Here is a 6,042-nt window from a genome sequence, read left to right on the forward strand (position 1 = left end):
CCTGTTATTGGTTTGTCGTGACGCCTTCGCGCAGGACGACGAGGATGCGGTCGAGGTCCTCCTCGCCGGCGAACTCGATGGTGATCCGGCCACGCTTCTTGCCGATCTGGACATTGACCCGGGTGTCGAGGCTGTCGGTCAGGGTCTCGGCCAGGTGCACGGCCCGCGGCGACGGCGCACGCAGCACCGGGGACCGGCGGGTCTTCGTGCCCCGCTCCCCCACCGCCACGATCTCCTCGACGCTACGCACGCTCAGGCCCTCGGCGACGATCCGCTGGGCCAGGCGCTCCTGCTCCACGGGGTCGCTCAGGGGGAGCAGCGCGCGGGCGTGGCCGGCCGAGAGCACGCCGGCCGCTACGCGTCGCTGGACGGGCGCCGGCAGGCGCAGGAGCCGGATGGTGTTGGAGATCTGGGGCCGTGACCGCTTGATCCGGGTGGCCAGCTCCTCCTGGGTGCAGCCGAAGTCGTCGAGCATCTGCTGGTAGGCGGCGGCCTCCTCCAGCGGGTTCAGCTGAACGCGGTGGAGGTTCTCGAGGAGTGCGTCCCGCAGCAGGTCGTGCTCGGCGGTGTCGCGCACGATCGCCGGGATGGTCGCGAGGCCGGCCTTCTTGGTCGCGCGGAGTCGGCGCTCGCCCATGACGAGTTCGTAGCCGTCGGTGACGCGACGCACCACGATGGGCTGCAGGAGGCCGACCTCCTGGATGGACTCGACGAGCTCGGTGAGGTCGTCCTCATCAAACACCTGTCGGGGCTGCTTCGGGTTCGGGACGATCTGGTCGACGGGGATGTCGCCGAAGCTCGCGCCCGCCGGTGCCGCCACCAGGTCGGGCGTATCGGGTACTTCAGCGGTGGGCTGGGGCGCCTCTTCGGGCGTCGTGGGGCGGATCAGGTCGCCGAGCCCGCGTCCGAGGCCGCTGCGTTGACGTGGTGCTGCCATGGTGGTGCCTTTCGATCAGAATCCGGTTGCGCCGCGCTCGGCAATCTCCGTCGCTGCCGCGAGGTACGCCTGCGCGCCGACGGAGTTGAGTTGGTAGGTGAGGACGGTTTGCCCGTAGGAGGGTGCCTCCGCGATCCGGACCGAGCGGGGGATCACGGTCTCCAAGGTTTCCCGCTCGAAGTGCTTCCGCACCTCGGCGGCGACCTCGGCGGCGAGCTTGGTGCGCCCGTCGAACATGGTGAGGAGCACCGTCGACAGCACCAAGCCGTCGTTGAGGCGTCCCTTGACCAGGTTGATGGTTCGGAGGAGCTGGGTGACGCCCTCCAGCGCGTAGTACTCGCACTGGATCGGGATCATGATCTCATGGGCGGCCACCAGGGCATTGAGGGTGAGCAGCCCCAAGGATGGGGGACAGTCGATGATGACGTAGTCCACGTAGTAGTGGTCGAAGAAGGCATCCAGGGCCATTCTGAGGCGCGTTTCACGTGAAACGGTGGCCACAAGGCCGATCTCGGCTCCTGCGAGATCGATCGTGGCGGGCAGGACCCACACCCCGGGGAGGTCGGGGCAGCGCTGGACCGTGTCGATGATCGGCTCCTGGTCCACCAGCACCTCGTACGTGCCCGGCGTTCCCTCGCTGTGCTCGACCCCGAGGGCCGTTGAGGCGTTGCCCTGGGGGTCGATGTCCACGACGAGGACCTTAAGACCGCCCGAGGCCAGGCCAGCCGCGATGTTCACCGCGGTTGTGGTCTTGCCAACCCCGCCCTTCTGGTTGGCGACGACCATGATGCGGGGAGAACCGGGCTGGGGGAGTGTGGGTGTTTCACGTGAAACACCGGGGGCGAGATCGTCCGGCGCATCCGGCTCGGTCACGGCATCCTCTGCCACGTCGAACGATGCTCGGCGCGGGGAGGCGGGGGAAGACGTCACAGGTCGTCCTTCCTTTCACAGGAGATGACCTGCTCAATCTACCGGACCGGCACGACAACACAGTCGGCACACCCGACTGAGGCGCTCGAAGTCGTTACGACTCTTTGTCGATATACCGCTCTATCGGTCTAGCTTCACATCTCCACTGAGCGCGACCTTGCCCGTGTGGGTGGGTCCGACATCGATGCGCGAGCCGACACCCTGATGGATCCGCAGCGCCCGGTTGAGGTGCGCGGCCAGCAGGATCGCCGCCGAACCGGTGGCCTCGTCCTCCTCGATGCCGACCTCGTCGACGAACGCACGCGCGCGCACGATGCCGCGGGCCTCGTCGATCCAGGCCCACACGTACTCGTGCGACCCCTCCCACGGGCGGTAGGAGTCCACGACCTCGGGGGAGGCCACCTGGGTCAGGTCGATCGGCGGGCTCCACGCGGGGTCGGCGAGCACGGTCGCGCCGAGCTGGGTGGCCACGCTGTACACGGTGCCCACCTCGCACTCGAGCGTGTGCACCTCGTGGCCGAGGTGGTCGATGAGCCACGCGGCACCCACCGTGGGATGCCCGGCGAAGCCGAGCTTCACGGTCGGGGTGAAGATCCGGATCCGGCCGGTGCGGATGTCGTCGACGAACACCGTCTCGCTGAAGCCGAGGTCGTGGGCGCGCGACTGGCAGAACTCGTCGGTCCAGTCGCCGGTGTCGAGGAAGATCCCCAGGAAGTTGCCGAATCGGCCGTCGGCGTCGGTGAAGACTCGCAGGACATGGTCAACGGGGCGCATGGCCCCGACCCTATCGCCGGCCACCCGGACGGGTCACCGGGTACAGACGACCAGCCAGGTCGGGTCCGCACCGTCGTGGGTGGTGACGGGGATCGCCTCGGCCTTCAGCCGGTGGCGGGCCACGTCGGCGGCGGCGTCCGAGACCTCGCCCGCAGCGGAGGACCCCTTCAACGCGACGATCGACCCGGTCGGCGCCATCAGCGGGACGCACCACGCGAGGAGCCGGGGCAGTGCGGCAACCGCGCGGCTGGTGACCACGTCGTACTGGGCGTGGTGGCCGAGCGGGTCCTTGTCGTCGGGCCCGACCGCGCGCCCACGCACGACCTCGACCCGCTCGCCCAAGCCGAGTTCCTCGACCACGCCGGTCAGGAAGTTGGCCCGGCGCAGCAGCGGCTCGAGCAGGGTGACACGCAGGTCGGGGCGGGCCAGGGCGAGCGGGATGCCGGGCAGGCCGGCCCCGCTGCCGACGTCCACGACGGACGCCCCGGGTGCGATCGCGTGACCCACGGCCACGCTGTTGAGGACGTGCCGGTCCCAGATGCGGTCCACCTCGCGGGGGCCCATCAGGCCCCACTCGAGGCCGCGGGTGGCGAGCAGGTCCGCGTACGCGGTCGCCCGCCCCAGCTCGTCGCCGAAGACGGACGCCGCGGCGTCCGGCACGCTCACGTCAGGCCTTGGGCAGGACGACCACGCGGCGGTTGGGCTCCTCGCCCTCGGACTCGCTGACGAGCCCGGCGGCGGCGACCGCGTCGTGCACGATCTTGCGCTGGTAGGGGTTCATCGGCGTGAGGCGGACGGGCTCCCCGTTCTCCTGGACGTCGGAGATGGCGTCGGCCGCCATGTCCTGCAGCATCGAGCGCTGCTTGTCGCGGTAACCGGCGACATCCAGCATGAGGCGCGAGCGGTGGCCGGTCTCGGTCATCACGGCGAGGCGCGCGAGCTCCTGCAGGGCGTCGAGAACCTCGCCGTCCTTGCCCACCAGGGCGTCGGAGTCGGTGATGATCGACACGTGCGCGCGGCCGCCCTCGTTGAAGGTGTCGATGTCGCCGTCGAGGTCGGCGATGTCGAGCAGCTCCTCGAGGTAGTCGGCGGCGATCTCGCCCTCGTTGGTCAGGGCCTCCTCGCGCTTGCTCATCCGCGGGGCAGCAGCCTCGCCCGCCTCCGAAGCGTCCTCGTCGGTGTCGGCCTCGTCGGCCTCGTCGGCCTCGTCGGCGGACGCGGGGGAGGCGGCGGAGTCCTCGGAGGACTCGACCGGCGCGTCGTCACCCTCGGCGACCACGGGGGCCTCGACCTCGTCGGTCACCGGCTCGCCCACGAACTCGACGGCCTCGGCCACGGGGGCCTCCTCCTCGACAGCCACGGTGGTGTCCAGGTCCTCGCTCATGTGTAACTCCTTACGTGGACGCGCCCGGCTTGCGCGGGCGGGCCTGCTTGCGGTTGGCACGGGTGTTCTTCGACGGCTGCTGCCGCTTGACCGGACGCGGGGCCGAGCCCGCGGCGTCCGTGGTGGTCGTGTCGTCGGCCTTGGCCGCCGGCGCGGACGTGCTGCCGGTGCGGCCCTGGCGGGCGACCTTCGTCGGGTCGCCGGCGGTGGCGACCGGGCCGCCACGCTTGCGGCCGGTCTTCTCGGCGCGCTGGCGCAGGATCTCGGCCGGGTCCTTGCCCTTGGCCTTCATCCGCTCCTCCCAGTCGATGAACGCCGGGGTGTTCGGGGTCGGGTTGTTGTGGATGAGGATCCACTGCTGGCCGATGGTCCACAGGTTCGAGGCGAGCCAGTAGATCATGACGCCGATCGGGAACGCGACACCGGTGAACAGGTAGATCGCCGGGAACAGGTACAGCATCATCTTCTGCTGCTGCGCGAACGGGCCCTCGAGCGACTCCGGCGGCATGTTCTTCCGCATCATCATCAGCTGCATGAAGAACAGCGACGCGGTCATCGCGATGATCAGGAAGCCGGCGACGAACAGGGTCGGGCCGAACACGAAGCCGTTCTGGGCGAGCGTCGCGGAGATCTCGGTGCCGAAGATCTTCGACTTCTGCAGGGACTCCACCAGGTGGGGGCGTTCGACGAACCACGTGCCGACGGGCGTGCCGCGGGCGGCTCCGTTCAGCACGTAGAACAGGCCGAGGAACACCGGCATCTGCAGCAGCAGCGGCAGGCAGGAGGCGGCGGGGTTGACGCCCTCCTCCTTGTACAGCTTCATGACCTCCTGGCCGTACCGCTCGCGGTCGGAGCCGTACTTCTCCTGGAGGGCGCGCGCCTTCGGGGCCACCAGCTGCATGGACCGGGAGCTGTTGATCTGCCGCACGAACAGCGGGATCATCAGCGTCCGCACCACGACGGTGAGCGAGACGATGGCGAGGACCCACGTCCAGCCGGAGTTCGGGTCCATAACCATGGACCACAGGCTGTGGGCGCCCACGAGGATGCCCGACATCACCCAGTAGATGGGTTGCATGAGCATGTCGAAGAAGCCGCCGATGGCGTCAAACATGGTGCACCTTCTGTGCGTCAGCGGCCGGCACGGGGTCGTAGCCCCCGAGCGACCAGGGATGGCAGCGCACGAGGCGCCTCAGGGTGAGCCACGTCCCCTTGACCGAGCCGTGGGTGCGGATCGCATCCAGCCCGTAGGAGGAACACGTGGGGTAGAACTTGCAGACATCGCCGTACAGCGGGCTGATCACCGCGCGGTACGCCTTCAACAGGCCGATGAGCAGGTACTTCATGGCCGCGACCTCACGCCGCCAGCTTGCCGAGCGCGGTGCGCCAGGCGCCGGTGAAGTCCTCGACGAGGGGTCCGGACGCCGCGGGCGGCAGTGCGCGGACCACCACGTCGACCGGCTGGGGAGCCGAGCCGAGGGCGTCCGAGACCAGGTGCCGGAGGCGCCGCTTCACGCGGTTGCGGGTGACGGCGTTGCCCACGGCCTTGGACACGACAAAGCCCGCCCGTGACGGCGGGCTCTGCTTGGCCAGGGCGTGCACCACGAGGGTCGGCCTGCCGACCCGGACGCCGCTGCGCACCACGGAGCGGAACTCGTCCGAGGCGCGCAGTCGGTGGGGTGCGGGCAACACCGCGGCAGGGGTGACGTCAGCCGGCGAGGCGGACGCGGCCCTTGCGACGACGGTCCGCCAGGATGGCGCGACCGGCGCGGGTGCGCATGCGGAGGCGGAAGCCATGGGTGCGGCTGCGACGCCGGTTGCTCGGCTGGAAAGTGCGCTTGCTCACGCCAATCTCCCTAACTTGCTGTGACCACGGGTGCGGATCGACTGTGCCCACGCGGACACAGGCGTCGCCGAGGCGGCGACCACGCAACTCTACGCGGGGAGGGGGTGTCTGGGCAAACTGGGGCGCCGCGGAGCGGAAGTCGAGGCGACACGCCGAGGACCATCCACCTTG

Annotated in this window: 9 protein-coding genes; all 9 read right to left on the minus strand. The window is 69.7% G+C overall.

The annotated features are described in order from the left end of the window. Positions 1 to 4: 4 nt before the first annotated feature. The 9 genes from J4N02_RS16585 to rpmH all read right to left on the minus strand — a co-directional run bounded on the left by J4N02_RS16585 (position 5) and on the right by rpmH (position 5,871). Positions 5 to 937 carry a ParB/RepB/Spo0J family partition protein gene (locus J4N02_RS16585; protein ID WP_188334182.1) on the minus strand — a complete coding sequence of 311 codons (933 nt, stop codon included), beginning with the start codon at positions 935 to 937 and terminating at the stop codon, positions 5 to 7. 15 nt (positions 938 to 952) lie between these two features. Next, the gene (locus tag J4N02_RS16590) at positions 953 to 1,867 is read right to left on the minus strand and encodes a ParA family protein (protein ID WP_309224425.1); all 915 of its coding nucleotides are present in this window, start codon (positions 1,865 to 1,867) and stop codon (positions 953 to 955) included. A 120-nt stretch (positions 1,868 to 1,987) separates the two neighbouring features. Next, positions 1,988 to 2,641, minus strand: a complete 654-nt coding sequence (locus J4N02_RS16595; protein WP_188334183.1) for a PhzF family phenazine biosynthesis protein — start codon at positions 2,639 to 2,641, stop codon at positions 1,988 to 1,990. Between the two features lie 33 nt (positions 2,642 to 2,674). After that, a complete protein-coding gene (gene rsmG, locus J4N02_RS16600) occupies positions 2,675 to 3,307 on the minus strand; it encodes a 16S rRNA (guanine(527)-N(7))-methyltransferase RsmG (protein WP_188334184.1) in 633 nt (210 codons plus the stop codon). Position 3,308: 1 nt separating this feature from the next. After that, a complete protein-coding gene (locus J4N02_RS16605) occupies positions 3,309 to 3,776 on the minus strand; it encodes a R3H domain-containing nucleic acid-binding protein (RefSeq protein WP_309224426.1) in 468 nt (155 codons plus the stop codon). A 259-nt stretch (positions 3,777 to 4,035) separates the two neighbouring features. After that, positions 4,036 to 5,139 carry a membrane protein insertase YidC gene (yidC, locus tag J4N02_RS16610; protein WP_188334186.1) on the minus strand — a complete coding sequence of 368 codons (1,104 nt, stop codon included), beginning with the start codon at positions 5,137 to 5,139 and terminating at the stop codon, positions 4,036 to 4,038. Further along, positions 5,132 to 5,371, minus strand: coding sequence for a membrane protein insertion efficiency factor YidD (gene yidD / locus J4N02_RS16615; protein WP_182817333.1), 240 nt, complete (start codon positions 5,369 to 5,371; stop codon positions 5,132 to 5,134). Before yidD ends, yidC begins: the two co-directional genes overlap by 8 nt. Positions 5,372 to 5,381: 10 nt before the next feature. Next, the gene (gene rnpA, locus J4N02_RS16620; RefSeq protein WP_182817335.1) at positions 5,382 to 5,717 is read right to left on the minus strand and encodes a ribonuclease P protein component; all 336 of its coding nucleotides are present in this window, start codon (positions 5,715 to 5,717) and stop codon (positions 5,382 to 5,384) included. A gap of 16 nt (positions 5,718 to 5,733) precedes the next feature. Continuing rightward, positions 5,734 to 5,871, minus strand: coding sequence for a 50S ribosomal protein L34 (rpmH, locus tag J4N02_RS16625; protein ID WP_182817337.1), 138 nt, complete (start codon positions 5,869 to 5,871; stop codon positions 5,734 to 5,736). Positions 5,872 to 6,042 lie beyond the last annotated feature (171 nt).

Origin of the sequence: Propioniciclava sp. MC1595, assembly GCF_017569205.1 — a bacterium.
Taxonomy (GTDB): Bacteria; Actinomycetota; Actinomycetes; order Propionibacteriales; family Propionibacteriaceae; genus Propioniciclava.

Bases quoted from the DNA above. Each gene is read 5' to 3' on its own strand.
- J4N02_RS16585 (WP_188334182.1), bottom strand. From the start codon at position 937: ATGGCAGCACCACGTCAACGCAGCGGCCTCGGACGCGGGCTCGGCGAC.
- J4N02_RS16595 (WP_188334183.1), bottom strand. From the start codon at position 2,641: ATGCGCCCCGTTGACCATGTCCTGCGAGTCTTCACCGACGCCGACGGC.
- J4N02_RS16605 (WP_309224426.1), bottom strand. From the start codon at position 3,776: ATGAGCAAGCGCGAGGAGGCCCTGACCAACGAGGGCGAGATCGCCGCC.
- yidC (WP_188334186.1), bottom strand. From the start codon at position 5,139: ATGTTTGACGCCATCGGCGGCTTCTTCGACATGCTCATGCAACCCATC.
- yidD (WP_182817333.1), bottom strand. From the start codon at position 5,371: ATGAAGTACCTGCTCATCGGCCTGTTGAAGGCGTACCGCGCGGTGATC.